Source organism: Pandoraea sp. B-6 (assembly GCF_000282835.1).
GTDB lineage: Bacteria > Pseudomonadota > Gammaproteobacteria > Burkholderiales > Burkholderiaceae > Pandoraea > Pandoraea cepalis.
The window spans coordinates 359-15,957 of sequence record NZ_KB290538.1 but is presented as its reverse complement, the minus strand read 5'-3'; the positions used below and the strand labels follow the sequence as shown (position 1 = coordinate 15,957).

16 protein-coding genes and 1 pseudogene are annotated in these 15,599 nt (G+C 66.0%); 12 read left to right on the top strand and 5 right to left on the bottom strand.

Going from position 1 to position 15,599, the window contains the following annotated elements; genetic code table 11:
• Window positions 1-100 precede the first annotated feature (100 nt).
• Window positions 101-1,531 (top strand): alpha,alpha-trehalose-phosphate synthase (UDP-forming), encoded by a 1,431-nt coding sequence (otsA, locus tag A985_RS28660; RefSeq protein ID WP_039830461.1) that lies wholly within the window; start codon window positions 101-103, stop codon window positions 1,529-1,531.
• Between the two features lie 78 nt (window positions 1,532-1,609).
• On the opposite strand, the gene A985_RS25935 is transcribed toward otsA, so the two are convergent.
• From A985_RS25935 to mltG, 5 genes are all read right to left on the bottom strand, one after another.
• Window positions 1,610-2,284, bottom strand: coding sequence for an ankyrin repeat domain-containing protein (locus A985_RS25935; RefSeq protein WP_017234548.1), 675 nt, complete (start codon window positions 2,282-2,284; stop codon window positions 1,610-1,612).
• A gap of 73 nt (window positions 2,285-2,357) precedes the next feature.
• Entirely contained in the window at window positions 2,358-3,140 is a 783-nt protein-coding gene (locus A985_RS0116730) for a TatD family hydrolase (protein ID WP_026132060.1), read from the bottom strand.
• 29 nt (window positions 3,141-3,169) lie between these two features.
• Window positions 3,170-4,210 (bottom strand): DNA polymerase III subunit delta', encoded by a 1,041-nt coding sequence (gene holB, locus A985_RS0116725; protein WP_017234546.1) that lies wholly within the window; start codon window positions 4,208-4,210, stop codon window positions 3,170-3,172.
• Window positions 4,211-4,319: 109 nt separating this feature from the next.
• Entirely contained in the window at window positions 4,320-4,991 is a 672-nt protein-coding gene (gene tmk, locus A985_RS0116720; RefSeq protein WP_017234545.1) for a dTMP kinase, read from the bottom strand.
• Window positions 4,988-5,983: an endolytic transglycosylase MltG gene (gene mltG / locus A985_RS0116715; protein WP_017234544.1), complete on the bottom strand. Its 996-nt coding sequence runs from the start codon at window positions 5,981-5,983 to the stop codon at window positions 4,988-4,990. Before mltG ends, tmk begins: the two co-directional genes overlap by 4 nt.
• Window positions 5,984-6,165: 182 nt before the next feature.
• Between mltG and A985_RS0116710 the strand changes: the two genes are divergently transcribed.
• From A985_RS0116710 to A985_RS28655, 11 genes and pseudogenes are all read left to right on the top strand, one after another.
• Complete coding sequence (locus A985_RS0116710; protein WP_017234543.1) at window positions 6,166-7,281, top strand: folate-binding protein YgfZ; 1,116 nt, start codon at window positions 6,166-6,168, stop codon at window positions 7,279-7,281.
• 23 nt (window positions 7,282-7,304) lie between these two features.
• Complete coding sequence (locus A985_RS27140; RefSeq protein WP_017234542.1) at window positions 7,305-7,610, top strand: DUF4936 family protein; 306 nt, start codon at window positions 7,305-7,307, stop codon at window positions 7,608-7,610.
• Entirely contained in the window at window positions 7,601-8,434 is an 834-nt protein-coding gene (locus A985_RS0116695) for an NRDE family protein (RefSeq protein WP_017234541.1), read from the top strand. Before A985_RS27140 ends, A985_RS0116695 begins: the two co-directional genes overlap by 10 nt.
• A 351-nt stretch (window positions 8,435-8,785) precedes the next feature.
• The gene (locus A985_RS0116690; RefSeq protein WP_157211500.1) at window positions 8,786-9,598 is read left to right on the top strand and encodes a beta-ketoacyl synthase chain length factor; all 813 of its coding nucleotides are present in this window, start codon (window positions 8,786-8,788) and stop codon (window positions 9,596-9,598) included.
• Window positions 9,599-9,755: 157 nt separating this feature from the next.
• Window positions 9,756-10,424 carry a 1-acyl-sn-glycerol-3-phosphate acyltransferase gene (locus A985_RS0116685; protein WP_017234539.1) on the top strand — a complete coding sequence of 223 codons (669 nt, stop codon included), beginning with the start codon at window positions 9,756-9,758 and terminating at the stop codon, window positions 10,422-10,424.
• Window positions 10,405-10,668, top strand: coding sequence for a phosphopantetheine-binding protein (locus tag A985_RS0116680; RefSeq protein ID WP_026132056.1), 264 nt, complete (start codon window positions 10,405-10,407; stop codon window positions 10,666-10,668). The genes A985_RS0116685 and A985_RS0116680 overlap by 20 nt, the downstream gene beginning before the upstream one ends.
• A 33-nt stretch (window positions 10,669-10,701) precedes the next feature.
• The gene (locus A985_RS0116675) at window positions 10,702-10,947 is read left to right on the top strand and encodes an acyl carrier protein (protein ID WP_026132055.1); all 246 of its coding nucleotides are present in this window, start codon (window positions 10,702-10,704) and stop codon (window positions 10,945-10,947) included.
• A gap of 105 nt (window positions 10,948-11,052) precedes the next feature.
• On the top strand, window positions 11,053-11,607 hold the full coding sequence (locus A985_RS25925) for a hypothetical protein (RefSeq protein WP_017234536.1): 555 nt from the start codon (window positions 11,053-11,055) through the stop codon (window positions 11,605-11,607).
• A complete protein-coding gene (locus A985_RS25920; RefSeq protein ID WP_017234535.1) occupies window positions 11,604-13,535 on the top strand; it encodes an AMP-binding protein in 1,932 nt (643 codons plus the stop codon). The genes A985_RS25925 and A985_RS25920 overlap by 4 nt, the downstream gene beginning before the upstream one ends.
• Complete coding sequence (locus tag A985_RS0116660; RefSeq protein WP_017234534.1) at window positions 13,532-15,328, top strand: glycosyltransferase; 1,797 nt, start codon at window positions 13,532-13,534, stop codon at window positions 15,326-15,328. Before A985_RS25920 ends, A985_RS0116660 begins: the two co-directional genes overlap by 4 nt.
• Window positions 15,325-15,599: pseudogene (locus A985_RS28655) on the top strand (hypothetical protein); the annotation flags it as partial. The gene A985_RS0116660 and the pseudogene A985_RS28655, both read left to right, overlap by 4 nt.

The window sequence follows — 15,599 nt, the reverse complement described above, 5'->3', positions numbered from 1 at the left end:
CGTGTGCCCGCCACCGTCTGCCGTCGCCCGAGGCCCTCACGGCCTGGCTGCTGACATTGCCCCCCGCCAGCCCGCCCCCACCCTCAAAGGAGAACGGAGCATGAGTCGCTTGGTCATCGTATCGAATCGGGTCGCCCCCATCACCGAGGGCAAACCGACCGCAGGCGGACTGGCGATCGGTGTGTACGAAGCACTCAAGGATACCGGCGGCATGTGGTTCGGCTGGAATGGGGAAATCGACGCCGAGCCGGCCACGGTGCCCGAGATCGCCCACCGCAACAACGTCACGTTCGCGACCGTGCCGCTCACGCGCCGCGACTACAACACCTACTATCGTGGCTTTTCGAACGCGACCCTGTGGCCGACCTTCCATTACCGCGACGACCTCACGCGCTACCAGCGCGACGACTACAACGGCTACCGCCACGTCAACGCGCGCTTTGCCGCGCTGCTCGCACCGCTGCTTGAGCACGACGACCTGATCTGGGTGCACGACTACCACCTGTTGCCGTTCGCGCAGGCGTGTCGCCAGATCGGCGTACAGCAGCGACTCGGCTTCTTTCTGCACATTCCGTTCCCCTCGCCACAGGTCCTCATGACCGTGCCGCCGCACGAAGCGCTGGTGCGCGCGATGTGCGAGTACGACCTCGTCGGCTTCCAGACCGAAACCGACCGCACGGCGTTTACCGACTATCTGGTACGCCACGCCGGTGCGACCCTGCACGACGACGGCACCGTCACGGCCTTTGGTCGCACGCTGCGCACGGGCGTCTACCCGATCGGCGTGTATCCCGACGAGATTGCGCAGCAGGCGACCGCGCGCGCGACGGTCAAGCACATCCTCGATCTGAAACAGGGGCTGCAGGACCGCAAGCTCATCATGAGCGTGGATCGCCTCGATTATTCGAAGGGGATGCTCGAACGATTTCGCGCGTTCGAGCGCCTGCTCGAACTGTGGCCGAACCAGCAAGGAACCGTGAGTTTCGTTCAGGTCGCACCGCCCAGCCGCTCGGACGTGGCGGGCTATGGGGAAATTCGCCAACAGTTGGAAACCGAGGCGGGGCATATCAACGGGCGCTTCTCGGATCTGGCCTGGACGCCGCTTCGCTATATCAACAAACGCTACGCTCACGAAGTCCTGATGTCGTTCTTCCGGGCGTCGCAGGTGGGTTACGTCACGCCGCTGCGCGACGGCATGAATCTCGTGGCGAAGGAATACGTGGCGTCGCAGGATCCGGCGGATCCCGGCGTGCTGGTGCTGTCATGCTTCGCGGGCGCCGCTCAGGAACTGGACGGCGCGCTGATCGTGAATCCCTATGACATCGACGGCATGGCCGAAGCGTTGCGCACGGCGCTGAACATGTCACTTTCGGAGCGCCAGACGCGCCACGCCAGCATGATGGCGACGCTGCGCGAGCACAATCTGTCGACGTGGCGCAACCGGTTCATCGCCGATCTGCGACCGCCGACGACCGCCGCTAAACCAGCCTTGCTGCGTACGCAACCGGCCGCGGCCTCAGTCGACGGGTGAACGTCGCCAGAGGGCGCGGCGAGCCGCACGACGCGCCGCCATGATCTGCCACGATAAGGTCGCGACGGGCGGACGGTCTTACTTGCCCGCCGGACGCGACTGCTGCACCTGTGCCAAACGTTTTTGCAGGCCGTCCGCGATTTCCTTCTGGTGGGTTTGCTTGGCAAAGTCGATGGCCGTCATGCCGATCTGGTTCTTGAGACGGACATCCGCGCCCCCATCGAGCAGCACCTTGCACGTGGTGATGTGCCCCCCGCGAGCGGCCATCATGAGCGGCGTGGTGCCGTTGGGCGACTCGGCATCGACGTAAGCCGACGCGTCCAGCAGGATCTGCACGATGTCATCGTGCCCGTTGGTCGCGGCGTAATGCAGCGGCGCCCAACCCTTCTTGTTGACTTCGGCATCCTTGTCGATGAGCAGCTTGACCATCGGCGTGAGGCCTTGCAGCGAGGCGATCATCATCGCGTTCTCGCCTGCCGCGTTGGTCGCATCGAGATCCGTGCGCTTATCGTCGATGAGCAGGCGCGCCACGTCCACCGACTTTTCGCGCATCGCGATCACCAGCAGCGGGTTGCCCTTTTCGTCCGTCGAATTCGGGTCGACCCCCGCCTTGAGCGCTTGGGCGATGGATTTTGTGTCGTTGAAGACGACCGCCTTGACCAGAGCGCTATTGGAAGTGGCCGCCGTGGCGCATGCCGTCAGACAAAGCACGCTGAGCAACATCCAGGCTCGGATCATCGAAAATTTGCGCATTGGGAGCTCCTGTCGGTAGTCCGGTGAATAACGGAAAGGCAGTTCGGTCGATTAGGGGTACGGGTCTTACGGTTCAGGGCTTTGCCGTGGCAAACAGGCGGAAGAAATTCTCCGTCGTGACATCGGCGATCTTCTGCAGCGGCTCGCCGCGCAGATCGGCGATAAATTCGGCCACATGCCGCACGTAGCCCGGCTGATTGAGCTTGCCGCGATAGGGCACGGGCGCGAGGTACGGCGAATCGGTCTCGATCAGCATGCGCTCGAGCGGCACGCGCCGCGCCACGTCCTGCAAATCGCGGGCGCTCTTGAACGTGACGATGCCGGAGAACGAGATATAGAAGTTCTGATCGAGCGCGCCTTGTGCGACCTCCCAGCTCTCGGTGAAGCAGTGCATCACCCCGGCGGGCTCGCCCGCCTGCTCTTCGCGCATGAGGCGCAGCGTATCCTCGGCGGCCGCGCGCGTGTGAATGATGAGCGGCTTGCCGGTGAGGCGCGCGGCACGAATATGCGTGCGAAAGCGCTCGCGCTGCCACGCCATTTCCTCGATGCTGCGACCTTCGAGCCGGTAGTAGTCGAGCCCGGTTTCACCGATGGCCACGACTTTCGGGTGGGCGGCCAGACGCACGAGGTCGTCGACGCTCGGCTCGGGCGTGTCTTCGTAATCGGGATGGACACCGACCGAGGCATACACGTTGTCGTGCTGTGCTGCGATGTCCAGTACCTGCGGCAGCGTCGGCAGGGCGACCGAGACACACAGGGCGTGGCTCACCTTGTTCTCACGCATGCGCGCGAGCAAGTCGGGCATCTGCTCGGCCAGTTCCGGGAAATTGATATGACAATGCGAATCGATGAACATGATGTGCGATCGGTGTCCGGTGCCCTGCGTCAACGCGACGCCGGCCCACCGAACAACTGTTGGTATTGCAGGAAAAGGGCCTCGAGCAGCACGCGGGTATTGAGCGGGTGATTTTGCACCTGACGCTGCTGCGCCAGCTCACGCAGGAAGCCGAGCAGGTGCACGTCGTCCGTCGCGTCGCCGCAACGGCGCAACGCCTGGGCATGACTCGGGAAGAAGCGTACGGTGCCCGTCATGCGCTGCGCGAGCACATCGAAGCACCAGCGTTGCAGCGTCTCCAGAATGCCCGGCAAATTGCCCTTGTGCAGTTGTTCCGCACAGGCAAAGCCGTCGATCGCGGCGCCCTGCGCGAGCTGGCCGATCAGCCAGTCGCGCCAGGCGCGCTCGTCCGGCTCGGCGAGTGCGCGGGCGGCAAGCGGCGCCCCGCCGGTCTCGGCCAGTACCGCGGCGGCGGTGGCGGCGTCGAGTCCCGCGTCACCCATCAACCATTGCGTTGCCTGCGCGTGATCGGGCCGGGTCAACACCATGCGGCGGCAACGCGACAGAATCGTCGGCAGCAGACGGTCCGGCTGCGTCGTCACCAGCAGGAACACCACGCCCTCGGGCGGCTCTTCGAGCGTTTTGAGCAGGGCATTCGCCGCATGCACGTTGAGCGCCTCCGCCGGATAGAGCAGCACCACGCGTCGCCCCTGACGGTGCGAACCCAGGCTCGCGAAGTCGATCACTTCGCGGACCTGCTCGATCTTGATTTCCTTGCTCGGTGTCTTGGTTTTCTTGTCGCCCTCGGCGTCGGCACGGGCGTCGGCACCAGGCAGGCTATCGGCCAATATTTCAGGACAGACGGCACGAAAATCCGGGTGATTGCCGCTGGAGAACCACTGGCACGCACCACACGTGCCGCATGGCAGGTGGTCGGCGCGCGGCGATTCGCACAGCAGGGCCTGCGCGAACGTGCGGGCGAGCGCCAGCTCGCCAATGCCGGGCACCGCCTGCAACAGCAGCGCGTGCGGCATCTGGGCGCGCAGGTCGTTCAGGCGTGTCCAGTCCTGTGACTGCCAGGGATACAGCATATGGGCTCCTTGGCCGATAAATGCGTCGGGCGAGACAGCGAAATTACGCCATGGCGAATTCGCGAAATACCGACGCTGCGAGTCGGTCGAACAAGCGGATTATCGCGCGTCAGCGCGGCCCGTGCCCGGGCACGCCCAGACGGGCGAATACGCCCGCGAGTTGTCCGGCAATGGCCTCGATGCTTTGCGCGGCGTCAATCACGACGAATCGCTCCGGCGCGGCCTTGGCACGACGCAGGTACTCATCTCGCACCCGTGTGAAAAACGCCGCCGATTCGCGCTCGAACTTGTCCGGCGCCCGGGCGCCCGCCAGCCGCGCGGCGGCAATCGCCGGATCGAGATCGAACAGAATCGTCAGATCGGGTTGACGCGTGCCCTGCACCCATTGTTCGAGGATCGCCAGCTTGTCGCGTGACAGCCCCCGCCCGCCGCCCTGATAGGCAAACGTCGCATCGGTGAAGCGATCGGAGACGACCCAGTCGCCGCGCGCGAGCGCCGGTTCGATCACCTTCGCCAGATGCTCGCGACGTCCGGCGAACATCAGCAGCGCCTCGGTTTCGAGATCCATCGGCTCATCGAGCACGAGCTTGCGCAACGCCTCGCCCAAGGGGGTGCCCCCCGGCTCGCGCGTGGCGACGACGCTGCGCCCCACACTGGCGAGGCCCTGACGCAGCGTGTCGACAAAGGCGTTGACGTGCGTGCTCTTGCCGGCGCCGTCGATGCCTTCGAACGTGACGAACCTGCCCGGCACAGCGGCCGTGGCCTCGGGGGAATGCGTCATTGCTCACCTCGCTGAAATTTGTCCACGGCGCGATTGTGCTCCTGGAGGTTCGCCGAGAAATGGCTCGTGCCGTCGCCGCGCGCCACGAAGTACAGCGCGTCGGTCGACGCGGGATTCAACGCCGCCGCGAGCGACGCCATGCCCGGTAGCGCGATCGGCGTCGGCGGCAGGCCGGCGCGGGTGTAGGTGTTGTAGGGCGTGTCCGTCTGCAAGTCGCGCTTGCGCAGACGCCCCGTATACAGATCCCCCATGCCGTAGATCACCGTGGGATCGGTCTGCAGCAACATACGCTTGCGCAGCCGATTGACGAACACGGCCGCGACCTGGCCGCGCTCCACCGCCTGCCCGGTTTCCTTCTCGATGAGCGACGCCATGATAAGCGCCTCGTACGGTGGCGTGTAGGGCAACCCCGGCGCACGCGCGGCCCACGCTTCGTCCAGGCGCTTCTGCATCAGGCGATAGGCCCGCTTGTAGATATCGACGTCGCTCGTGCCTTTTGGAAACAGGTAGGTGTCGGGAAAGAACATGCCCTCGGCTTCCGCACGATCGGCGCCCACGAGCTGCATGAGATCCGCGTCGGGAAGCCCGGCCGTGTCGTGCCGCAACGCCGGGTTCGCGTCCAGTTCGGCACGCATCTTCTTGAAGGTCCAGCCTTCGATGATGGTCACGACATACTGGTTGACGTCACCACGCGCGAGCTTTTCCATCACCTCGAATGGCGTGATGCCGGTCGCAAACTCGTAGTTGCCCGACTTGAGCTTGGTCCCCACGTCCATGACGCGAGCCAGCAGATTGAACAACAGCGGTTGTACCGGCACGCCGCCGGTACGCAATTGCGTCGCCACGCTGCGCACCGAGCTGTAGGGTTTGATCGTGACGTCGAGCGTTGGCTTGCCCAACTGCAAGGGGGCTTGCGCCCAATAATAGAATGCGCCGCCCGCCGCGAGCGCAGCGACAATCAACAGTACGAACAGGCGTTTGATGAAAGACATGAATTGCAGGGTAAGCCATCCAGCGACGGCAGCGGGTTCGGGGGACTCGGTCAGACAGCGTGGCGCCGACGGCGTCGAGCGGCGCGTTTTGCGCGTCGAACCGAGCTCGCACGTTCTGGCGGAAGACCCAATATAATACTTTGACTTGCCGAACCCTCACAGATTGACAGCCACCTTCGTTTATGACCTCCCAATGGCGTGATCTCCTGCCGCAAGCGGCAGACGTGAATTCCCCCGATATTTTGTCCAACGCGAGCGCACGCGCCGCCCAGTTCGACGCCTTGCAAACCGGCAGCTTCGTCGCGCTGGCGAGCGACACCGGCCTGATCGCCCTGAGCGGCGCCGATGCCGCGAGCTTTCTGCACGGCCAACTGACCAACGACGTCGAGCGCCTGGCGCCCGCACAGGCGCGGCTGGCCGGCTACTGCTCGGCAAAGGGGCGCCTGCTCGCCACCTTCCTGATGTGGCGCGATGCGTCCGCCGACGCCACGATCTATCTGGCGTGCGACGCCACGGTGCAGGCTGCCGTACAGAAACGACTGTCGATGTTCGTCCTGCGGGCCAAGGTCAAGCTGACCGACGGTGCTGCCACGCACGTGTTGCTGCAGGTCGGTGGCCCGGCGGCGGAGGCCGTCCTCGCGAACACGTTCGCCGCACTGCCCACCGAATCGCTGGCCGTTGCCCACGCAACCCTCGGCGACGACGCGACCCACCTGATCCGACTGCCGGCGGCCGGCACGGCACGCTCGCTCTCGCGCTTCCTCTGGAGCGTGCCGGTGGCGCGTGTCGCCGAGGTCTGGGCCTCGCTGACGCAAGCCCCCGGGGTGGTCGCCGTTGCCCCAGCCCTCGCGGCATGGCTCGATGTGCATAGCGGCGTGGCGCGCGTCACGAGCGCGACGCAGGAGCAGTTCGTTCCGCAGATGGTGAACTGGGAGGTCGTGGGTGGCGTGAACTTCCGCAAGGGCTGCTATCCGGGCCAAGAGGTTGTCGCGCGCAGCCAGTATCGCGGCACCATCAAACGGCGTCTGCATCTGGCGCACGTCGATGCCACGCAACCCGCACCGGGCCAGGAACTCGTCGAGACAAGCGATCCGGACCAGCCATGCGGCATGGTCGTGCACGCGGCACCGGCACCGAACGGCGGCTACGACGCGCTCGTTGAAGTGAAGCTCACCGCGCGCGAAGCCGACGATGTGCGCCTTGGCGCCGCCGATGGCCCCGCGCTGACCTTCGCCGAATTGCCGTACGACATCGTGGATCCGACGGAGTCGCCCGCGTCGTCTGCGGCGGCGTCCTGACCCGGCCGCCGCGGCGCCCGAGAATGGACTGTTACGTCTACTACCGCGTTTCATCGCACAACGCCGGCGCGGCTCGTCTGGCCGTCGCGCAACTTTTCGCGCTGACGGCAGCGCGCTTCGGCGTCACGGGGCGCCTGCAATGGCGCGCCGACGCCTCCGCCCACGACACCGCCGCCGGCACCACAACGTGGATGGAGCGCTACGACGGCGTCAGCGACGCGTTCGTCGCGGCGCTGACGCCGTTGGCCGCCGAGGCCGGCTTGACGATGCGCATCGACGGCGAGCGTCACGCCGAGTGCTTTGTCGACGCCGAGCCACCATGTGCCTGATCGTCTTCTCCTGGCAGCCCGAGGCCGCCACGCCGCTGGTCCTGCTCGCCAATCGCGATGAGTTCTTCGAGCGTCCCGCCGAACCGTTGCACTGGTGGCGCGATCGCCCGGACGTCCTTGCCGGCCGAGATCTACGCGGCGGTGGAACGTGGATGGGCGTCAATCGTGCGGGACGCTTCAGCGCACTGACGAATTTTCGCGACGGGCGCGCCCCAATGGCGCCGAAAGACTCGCCATCGCGTGGCCTGCTCGTCTCGGCCATGCTCGATGCAACTTCGTTCGACGACGATCTGGTGCGCATTGAACGGCACGCGCACGAGTACACAGGATTCAATCTTCTCGCGGGAGACTTGCCTGCGGGCAAGCTGTTCTGGTTGGGAAATCGCGCCCACCACGTCGGCGGCACGGCACCGGCCGCCTTCGCCATGCCACTCGCTCAGGCCATCGCGCCCGGCGTCCACGGTCTGTCCAACGCCGTGCTCGACACGCCCTGGCCCAAGCTGGTCAGCCGTCGCGAGGCTTTCGCCCATGCACTGACACACCATGCCGACGACGCCAGCCTGCTGCGGATCATGCGCGACGCCAGCGAAGCGCCCGACAGCGCGTTGCCGGAGACGGGCGTCTCACGCGCGTGGGAACGCTCGCTATCGGCGGCATTCATTGCGTCGCCCGCGTACGGGACCCGATGCACCACCCTGCTTCGCTACCATCGTGACGGCACCGTCGACATGACGGAAGTCACCGTAACGCCAGGTCAGTCGCCCACGGTCTTGTCCGGCCGTCGCGATTTCACCTTCACCGCCCAGGCCACACTCGCTCGATAGTGCGACCCCTTCACGCTTGTCGCCTCAAGGGGATGCGCCCCGCCGTTTCTGGATGACGCCCGAGACGTTCGCCCAAAACTGTCATTAGGCATTTCCTGATTTCCTGCGGAAACGCCACAAATTTCGCCTGACAGATATTTCGGTGTCTTACATTTGGCTATAATTGCTCGCCAACCATTTTTGGGAGGCTATGGAAGGGCGACCCGATTCATTATCGAATCTCCCGCCATATCCGGCCGTATCGAGCGACGGCCGTGACAACGCATTTAGCGAAACAGCGCGTGGCTCAGCAAAGCGGCAATCGCTTTTTTTCACTCAAACGCCATGCCAGACAACATCGACCCGCGAACGATGCGTCGCACAGCCCTATGGAGTTCGGAAGCCGTTCCCGCTGGGGAATCGACGCCGCTACCCACGGTGCCCGCGCACTCGGCGACGGCTGGATCGTCCCGCACCGTTGCCCACTGGGCATTGCCTGTGCGCCGGTGGGCCTATCGTCAACATGACGCAGCGTCGGCCCGCAAGCCGGAGGTCGGCGACATCGATCCCATGTTGCGCCGGCGTCTGAGCCCGCTCGCCCGACTGGCGTTGTCGGCCGCCACGGCGTGCGGTCCGCTGCCGCCCAAGTGCCGGGTCGTGTACGCCTCTCAGCACGGCGAGATCCAGCGCACCACGCAAATGCTTGACGCGCTGGTTCGCGGCGAGCCGCCCTCGCCCACCGCGTTCAGCTTGTCGGTCCTCAATGCAACCCCCGGCGTGCTCAGCATTGCGCGCGACGATCGCTCGGCCATCAATGCCATCGCCGCGCTCGACGATACGCTTGGCTACGCATTGCTCGACGCATGGACGCAACATCGGGAGGCCCCCGACGCGCCGCTGCTGGTGATTTACGCCTTCGAAGCACCGCCGGCCTGCTTTGGCCCGACGTCGCGCCAGATCGACGACAGCGCGAGCGCTCTGGCGCTACTGATCGAATCCGGTGCCACCGCGCGCCTGACCTGCACGATGCATCTGCCGACCGCTCGCGAGGCGCACGCGGAGCGCCGCGCGCAATGTCAGAGTCTGGTCACGTCGCTGCTGGAGGGCGGCAGCGACCTCTGGCGCGGCGAACGCCACGATTGGCAGTGGGAATGGCACGAGGACGCACGGCATGCCAATGTCTGATTCTTGTACACAACTACGGTGGGAGCTCCTGCGGCGGCGCACGGCGTCGCTGTGGCTATGGTCGTGCTTCGCCGTCGGCGGTCTCCTCTTTTCGCTGATCGTATTCCCCGCACTCCTTTTGCTTCCGATGTCCACGCGCCGCCGCCGCCGCTGCGCCATGGCTATCGTGCATCACGGCTTCGCCGCGCTCGTCGCGGCTTCGCGTGCCCTGGGCGTCATCCGCTTCGACATCCAGAATGCCGAGAAACTGCGGCACCTGGGCCGCGCCATCGTGATCGCCAATCACCCGTCGTACATGGACGTCATGGTGTTGCTCTCACTCATGCCGCGCGCCTGCTGCATCGTCACCAGTCGGCACTGGCGCAACCCGCTGTTCGCCGGCATCGTACGCGCGGCCGGCTATCTCCGTAACGACGGCGGACCCTCGCTCGTCGGTGCCAGCGAAGCGGCGCTGGCCGACGAGGTGCCCCTCATCGTGTTTCCCGAAGGCACACGCAGCCCGTCGCGAGGCCAGCTCGGCAAGTTCTCCCGGGGTTTCGCGCACATCGCGCTGGCACATGACTGCCCGATCCTGCCCGTGCTGATCGACTGTGATCCGCCTGCCTATACGAAACAACACCGGTGGCACTCACTCCCCCCCTCCACGCCGACCCTGCGCGTTCGTGTGCTGGAAGACGACTTGAGCGAGCACGTGGCCGCCGCGCCGGTTCGCTTCGCGCCCGCCAACGAGGACGTGCTTGCCCCATTGGCGGCGAGACGCCTGACGGCGCTCGCCGAACATTTTTTCATCGATCAGATTTCTCAACATGGCTTCACTAGAACTTGAAATCAAGCAATTGATCGTCCAGTCCCTTGAACTGGAAGACATTGCGGTGGACGACATCGCCGACGACATTCCCTTGTTCGGCGATGGCCTCGGCCTGGACTCCATCGATGCGCTCGAGTTGGGCATCGCCCTGCGCAAGCGCTTCGGCCTGCAAATCGAAGCGGGCGACGACGCCGCGCGCGCCCAGTTCCGCAGTGTTGCCACCCTCGCCCAGTTGCTGCGCGAGCGCGGCTGCACCCAGTAAGGAAACCGAATGATGAGTTCATTGACGTTGCCCTTGTCCGACGAAGACATCCTTTCCCGTTTGCGCACCATCCTGCACGACACCTTCGAGATCGAACCCGAACGGGTGACCTTGCAGGCGCACCTGTTCGAGGAGCTTGACCTCGACAGCATCGATGCCGTAGACCTTGCCATCCAACTGCAGCGCCTGACGGGCAAACGCATCAAGCCCGACGAGTTCAAGAGCGTGCGCACCGTCGACGACGTTGTGGCGGCCGTGCGTACGTTGCTCAACGACTGATCGTCCGGCATGCCCCGACTTCACGCCGACGCGCCAGCGTCATTGCCGCGCACCCCACAAGCCCGAGTCCGCTGGCCATCTGTCGTCGCGGCACTCGCCTACCCGATGCTGATCCTCGCCGGAATCTCGCTGGTTCCGCCGCGCTATCTGGCACTGCTGCTCCTTGCCGGCCTCGGCCTGCGATACCGGCACAACTTGCGCGCCCATCGGCTGCTTATGCCCGTCGAATGGGCGGTGGCCGGTGGATTGGCCGCGCTCGCGTTCGCGACAGCGCTGAGCAACAGCGAGCTGTTGCTGCGGTGTTATCCGGTCGCTGTCAATCTCGGGATGGGGCTCACGTTTGCGATGTCGCTCCGCGCCCCCATGTCGATGGTCGAGCGCATCGCGCGGTTGCATCAGCCCGACCTGCCGGTGGACGCGACGCCCTACCTGCGCAACGTCACTCGCGTGTGGATCGTATTTTTCATCTTCAACGGCGCCGTCGCGCTCGCCACGGCGCTTTGGGCGTCGCGGGAGATCTGGTCGCTCTATAACGGCGGAATCGCATACGTACTGATCGGCCTGCTGTTTGCGGCGGAATGGTGGTGGCGTCGGCGCATGTTGGCGCGAAAAGCGTCCGCTTGCGCGGCAGGCACGTCGCCGCCGGAGGGCGCGGCATGAGCGTTCCCGCCTCGATCGAATCGTCCGCCCCGTCAGCATCGCCTGCCTCACACGAGCGTTCCGCAGGACTGGCGCCCTGCGCGTGCACGCCGCTAGCCGAACTGCTGCGCGCGCCTCGCGCGCCGTCGCTCGTCGTATGCGTGGACGGCCGATCCGCCGCAGACGACGTGCATGGGCTCGGCACGTTTGGCTCGCTCACCACGCGCGCCTGGCGCGAACGCGTCGGGGCGTTGCACGCTGTCTTTGCGGCACGCCCTGCCCTGCGACTGGCGATGTGTCTGGACGATCCGTACGACATGAGCTGCGCCCTTTTCGCCGCGTGGGCCGCGGGGCGAACCCCGGTCGTGTTACCCAACGCACTGACCCAGACACGCCGCGACTTCGCCTTCGCCTTCGACGAGGCCATCGATGCGGCCACGTTGGCTTCCTGTGCGGATCGTCGTGATGACATGAACGTCGTGCCAGGGATCGCGCACACGGCGCTCGCCGCAGCGCTGCCCGCCTCGAGCAAATTGATTGTCTACACCTCGGGAAGTACCGGCGAGCCGAAAGCCATCACGAAGACGCTCGCGCAACTCGATGACGAAGTGCAGATGCTGCACCGGCATTGGGGTGCGCAATTGCAAGCGGCGCTCGTCGTCGCGAGCGTGCCGTGCCATCACATCTACGGGCTGTGGTTTCGCATGCTCTGGCCGTTGGCCGCTGGCGTGCCGTTTGCTCGGCACACCTTCGCGGAGCCCTCGCAAACGCAGCAGTGGCGCACGTGGCCTGCCGTCGTCTGGATCGCTGGCCCCGCGCAGCTGACGCGTTGGCCCGCATGGCTGGGCGACGACGTTTGGCGCGATGCGCCCCGCCTCACCTTCTCGTCGGGCGGTCCACTGCCCAAGGACGCGGCGCTGCAATGCGCCCACCTCGTGCGAACCGCTCGGCCTTCGTTGCCGGCAGACGTGGCGCACGCCCCGGTCGAAGTGTTCGGCAGTACGGAAACAGGCGGCATCGCGTGGCGTCAGCAGGATCGCACGTCCGACTGGACCCCGCTCGACGACACACGCGTGCGATTGACCGACGAGGGTGCACTGGCAATCTGCTCGCCGCGTGTCAACCACGGGCGCTGGTGGCCGACCGACGACGGCGCCGTCGTGCATCCCGACGGGTCGTTCGCCTTGACGGGGCGCCTCGATCGCACCGTCAAGATCGAGGGCAAGCGGCTCTCATTGCCCGGCGTTGAAGCGGCGCTGCTGCGCCACGAATGGATCGACGATGCCGCCGCGGCCGTGGTCGCGGGACGCCTCGCCGTCGCCGTCGTCCTCAGCCCTGCCGGCCGGTGCGCTTGGCGAGAGCGCTCGCTCAAGACCGTGCGTGAGACGCTGCGTCACGCGTTGGCCGCGACCTTCGATGCGACGATGCTCCCGAAGCGCTGGCGTTTCCTGATGACATTGCCCGTCAATGAACGCGGCAAGCGCACGGCCGCTGACATTGCGGCACTTTTCACACCGGCGTCCCCGTGGCTGCCCTCGGTGCTGGGCGTTCGGTGGAACGATGCCGACGACCCTGCCCCCGCAACCGCACTCGACGGTTCGCTCGTGATGTCCCTGCGCGTGCCGCCCGAGCTGGCGCACTTCAACGGTCACTTTCCAGGACTGCCGCTGCTGCCCGGCGTGGTGCTGATCGACTGGGCAACGCGGTTTGCCGCAGCGCATGCGTCGCAAGACGCCGCACGTCATGGCTGGGCGGTCGCGCCAACGTCGTTACATCAAGTCAAATTCTCCGCGCCCGTATTGCCGGGAACACGCTTCGACCTCACGCTGACGTTCGATACCTCACGCCGTCGCGTGCACTACGCCTACGAAGGTGCCCGCGGACCTGCCGCGACCGGATATCTCGTCTACGCCGCGCCGCCCGCGCTTGCCGGAGAGGCGCAACGATGACGACAACACTCGGTCCCAGCCTGTCGCCATGCCCTTTCCTGCCGTGCGTGCTGATCCCGGTGTACAACCACCCGGCGCAAATCGCACGCATCGTCGACACGCTGCTCGCGCAAGGCCTTCCGGTGCTGCTGGTCGATGACGGGAGCGACGCCCCGACGCGCGACTTGCTCGTGGCCATTCAGGCCAACCACCCGCAGACCGTGACGCTGGAACGGCTACCGCGCAACGTCGGCAAAGGCGGCGCCGTCTCCCACGGATTGCGCCGCGCCCACGCGCTCGGATTTACGCACGCCCTGCAAGTCGATGCCGACGGTCAGCACGATCTGTGCGACGTCTCCGCCTTTCTCGAAGACGCCCGCCAGCACCCGAGCGCCGTGATCTGCGGCACGCCACGCTACGACGCGTCCGTGCCCAAGGGGCGTTTGTATGGCCGCTACATCACGCACTTCTGGGTGTGGATCGAGACATTGTCGTTCGACATCGCCGATTCGATGTGCGGCTTCCGGGTCTATCCGCTTTCGGCCACCACCGCGCTGCTGGCGCGCCACCGGCCACCATCGCGCATGGCCTTCGACACCGACATTCTGGTGCGTCTGTACTGGCGCGGCGTGCCGATCCAGAGCCGGCGCACACGCGTCGTCTATCCGGAGAACGGGGTTTCGCACTTCCAGATGTTGCGCGACAACGTCGGCATTTCCTGGATGCACACGCGGCTCGTATGCGCCATGATCCCGCGCGCGCCGGGACTGCTGTGGCGGAAGTGCCGCCGCAAGCCGAGTGCACATGCCCAGGCGGTGGCAGCCATGCCGGCCGCCGCAACATCCTCCGCGACATCCTCCGCAACGCCCACCGTCGACGACGGCCTGGCGTGGTGGCGGCGCCCCGAGCGCGGCAGCTTGCTGGGCATGCGCCTGTTGGCACTGGCTTGCCGGTGCTTCGGTCTGCGCACGGCGCGCGTCTGCCTGATTCCCGTGGCGGCCTATTTCGCGCTGAAGGACACACAAGCGTGCGCGGCCTCGCGCGATTATCAGCAGCGGCTCCGGAACGCAGCCCCCGAACTCGGGCTGCCGGCGCCCACGCGATGGCACACGTTCCGGCATCTTCTGGCGTTTGCCAACGCGGCACTGGATAAATTCGCCGCCTGGCGCGGACTCCTCGGCGAGCGCCATGTCCAGATCGACGACCGTGCCACGCTCGACGCGGCGGCCAGCGATGCGCGCGGCGCCCTCGTCATCGGCTCGCACCTCGGCAACCTGGAGATGACCCGCGCACTCGCCCGTTCGCGCGGCATCGACCGCATCCATGCCGTGGTCTACACCCGTCACGCCCAGCGATTCCGCTCGATGCTCGCCGGGTCGAACGACGCGTTTGCCGAGAACCTGATCGAGGTCGACGACATCGGCCCCGCCACGGCCATCATGCTGCGTGAGCGCATCGACCGGGGCGACTGGCTTGTCATCGTCGGAGACCGCGTGCCTTCCACCGAGGGTGGTCGGGTCGTGCCGGCCCCGTTCCTCGGCGCATCGGCGCCGTTCGCGCAAGGGCCGTTCATTCTCGCCGCCTTGCTCGAGTGCCCGGTGTATCTGCTTTTCTGCCTGCGCGACAAAGCGTCTTACCGACTCTATTTCGAACCGTTCGCCGATGCCGTGGCGTTGCCGCGCGCCCAACGCGAGGTCGCCCTGCGCACCTACGCCGAGCGCTATGCGCGTCGGCTCGAGCACTACTGCCGTCAGTACCCGATGCAGTGGTTCAACTTTTTCGATTTCTGGCGAGGCAAGTCGCCACAATCATGATGCAACTACCGACTTCACTGAGCGACGCCGATGCGCGCGCCGGCACATCCCCGCGCCATGGGCTTCACGATGCGCCCCCTGACGCCGACGCGCGCCGCGCGACAGCGCCGGCCGTCGTGTTCGGCCAGGCCCGTCTGACGATCGAAGACATTCTCGCGCTGGCCCGACGCACCCGCAGCGCGCGTCTGTCCACCAACCCCGTGTGGCAAGACCGCATACGCCGCGGCGTGAGCGCGCTGCACGCGCACCTTGCGGCCGGTCGTCCCGTCTA

Coding starts and splice junctions, on each gene's coding strand:
- otsA (WP_039830461.1), top strand. CDS start 101: ATGAGTCGCTTGGTCATCGTATCGAATCGGGTCGCCCCCATCACCGAG.
- A985_RS0116710 (WP_017234543.1), top strand. CDS start 6,166: ATGACCTCCCAATGGCGTGATCTCCTGCCGCAAGCGGCAGACGTGAAT.
- A985_RS27140 (WP_017234542.1), top strand. CDS start 7,305: ATGGACTGTTACGTCTACTACCGCGTTTCATCGCACAACGCCGGCGCG.
- A985_RS0116680 (WP_026132056.1), top strand. CDS start 10,405: ATGGCTTCACTAGAACTTGAAATCAAGCAATTGATCGTCCAGTCCCTT.
- A985_RS25925 (WP_017234536.1), top strand. CDS start 11,053: ATGCTGATCCTCGCCGGAATCTCGCTGGTTCCGCCGCGCTATCTGGCA.
- A985_RS25935 (WP_017234548.1), bottom strand. CDS start 2,284: ATGCGCAAATTTTCGATGATCCGAGCCTGGATGTTGCTCAGCGTGCTT.
- A985_RS0116695 (WP_017234541.1), top strand. CDS start 7,601: ATGTGCCTGATCGTCTTCTCCTGGCAGCCCGAGGCCGCCACGCCGCTG.
- A985_RS25920 (WP_017234535.1), top strand. CDS start 11,604: ATGAGCGTTCCCGCCTCGATCGAATCGTCCGCCCCGTCAGCATCGCCT.
- A985_RS0116660 (WP_017234534.1), top strand. CDS start 13,532: ATGACGACAACACTCGGTCCCAGCCTGTCGCCATGCCCTTTCCTGCCG.
- A985_RS0116730 (WP_026132060.1), bottom strand. CDS start 3,140: ATGTTCATCGATTCGCATTGTCATATCAATTTCCCGGAACTGGCCGAG.
- mltG (WP_017234544.1), bottom strand. CDS start 5,983: ATGTCTTTCATCAAACGCCTGTTCGTACTGTTGATTGTCGCTGCGCTC.
- tmk (WP_017234545.1), bottom strand. CDS start 4,991: ATGACGCATTCCCCCGAGGCCACGGCCGCTGTGCCGGGCAGGTTCGTC.
- A985_RS0116690 (WP_157211500.1), top strand. CDS start 8,786: ATGCGTCGCACAGCCCTATGGAGTTCGGAAGCCGTTCCCGCTGGGGAA.
- holB (WP_017234546.1), bottom strand. CDS start 4,210: ATGCTGTATCCCTGGCAGTCACAGGACTGGACACGCCTGAACGACCTG.
- A985_RS0116685 (WP_017234539.1), top strand. CDS start 9,756: ATGGCTATCGTGCATCACGGCTTCGCCGCGCTCGTCGCGGCTTCGCGT.